The following is a 1,974-nucleotide window of genomic DNA, read 5'->3' as shown; positions in this document are numbered from 1 at the left end:
GACGACCCCGGCGCCGGCAAGACCATCATGGCCGGCCTGCTCATCAAGGAACTGGTCGCCCGCGGCGACCTGCAACGCTGCCTGATCGTCTGCCCCGGCAGCCTGGCCGAGCAGTGGCAGGACGAGTTGTATCGCCGCTTCCACCTGCCCTTCGAGATCCTCACCAACGACAAGCTGGAGGCGGCGCGCACCGGTAATTGGTTCCTGGAGACCAACCTGGTCATCGCACGCCTGGACAAGCTCTCGCGCAATGAGGACGTGCAGCAGAAGCTCCAGGCCCCAGACTGCCGCTGGGACCTGGTGGTCTGCGACGAGGCCCACAAGATGTCGGCCACGGTATTCGGCAACGAGGTCAAATACACCAAGCGCTACAAGCTCGGGCAGATCCTCTCGACCCTAACCCGGCACTTCCTGCTGATGTCGGCCACGCCGCACAACGGCAAGGAAGCGGACTTCCAGCTCTTCATGGCGCTCCTGGATGGAGATCGCTTCGAGGGACGCTTCCGCGACGGCGTGCACACCGCGGATGTCTCTGACCTGATGCGCCGGATGGTCAAGGAGCGCCTGCTCAAGTTCGACGGCACCCCGCTGTTCCCCGAGCGCATCGCCTACACCGTGCCCTACAAGCTCTCGGACCCCGAGGCCGCGCTCTACCAGGCAGTCACCGAGTACGTGCGCGAGGAATTCAACCGCGCCGAGGCCCTGGAGAACGACAAGCGCGCCGGCACCGTCGGCTTTGCCCTGACCATCCTGCAACGGCGTCTCGCATCCTCGCCAGAGGCCATCTATCAGTCCCTGCGCCGTCGCCGCGAACGGCTGGAAAGTCGGCTGCGCGAGCTTGAAGTGCTCCACCGCGGTGGTCAGGCCGCGCCGATCTTCGCGCCCTCGCTGCCTACACTGGACAGCGATGACGTAGATGACCTGGACGAGGCGCCCGACAACGAGGTCGAGGCCGCCGAAGAAGCCATTCTCGACCAGGCCACCGCCGCGCGCTCGATGGCCGAACTGCGCATCGAGATCGACACTCTTCGCCGGCTCGAAGCCCAGGCCTTAGCGGTGCGCCGCAGCGGCAACGACACCAAGTGGTGCGAGCTGGCGAGTCTGCTTGGCGAGGTCTTCACCCCGGCCGCGTTAGCCGACCGCATCGAAGAACCCAAGGCACCTTACGGAGCGGGATCGATCCCGCCGCCCACGCCGTCGCCGCACCAGAAGCTGGTTATCTTCACCGAGCACCGCGACACGCTGAACTACCTGGAGGGCCGCATCACCACCTTGCTCGGACGCAAGGACGCTGTGGTCATCATCCACGGCGGTATCGGTCGGGAGGCGCGCCTCAAGGTCCAGGAGTCCTTCAAACACGACCCCGAGGTCCAAGTCCTGCTGGCCACCGACGCCGCGGGCGAGGGCATCAACCTCCAACGCGCCCACCTGATGGTCAATTACGACCTGCCGTGGAACCCCAACCGGCTGGAGCAGCGCTTCGGGCGCATCCACCGCATCGGCCAGACCGAGGTCTGCCACCTGTGGAACCTGGTGGCTGACGACACCCGCGAGGGCGATGTCTACCGCAAGCTCCTGGAGAAGCTCGAACAGGCGCGCCAGGCCCTGGGCGGGCAGGTCTTCGACGTGCTCGGCAAGCTCCAGTTTCAGGGCAAGTCACTGCGCGAGCTATTGATCGAGGCGATCCGCCACGGCGAAAAGCCCGAGGTCAAAGCCTTCCTCACCACGGTGCTCGACACCACGCTCGACCGGGGCCACCTACAAGACCTGATCGATGAGCGCGTCCTCGCCCATGACGCCATGGACGCGAGCGGGGTCCGGCGCATCCGCGAAGACATGGAGCGCGCCGACGCCCGCCGCCTGCAACCGCACTACATCGAGTCCTTCTTCCATGAGGCATTCAAGCGGCTCGGCGGCACCGCCAAACAGCGTGAGCCCCGCCGCTATGAGATCAGCCATGTCCCCGCCCCGGTG

General features: G+C 66.0%; 1 protein-coding gene. It reads left to right on the top strand.

All coding sequences use genetic code 11. The annotated features are described in order from the left end of the window. Positions 1-1,974: DEAD/DEAH box helicase (locus QZY03_RS18005; RefSeq protein WP_295583493.1), on the top strand; the 1,974-nt coding region annotated here is incomplete at both ends.

Source organism: uncultured Lamprocystis sp. (genome assembly GCF_903933125.1).
Lineage (GTDB): Bacteria > Pseudomonadota > Gammaproteobacteria > Chromatiales > Chromatiaceae > Thiodictyon.
This window is presented reverse-complemented; position numbering and strand designations above follow the sequence as displayed.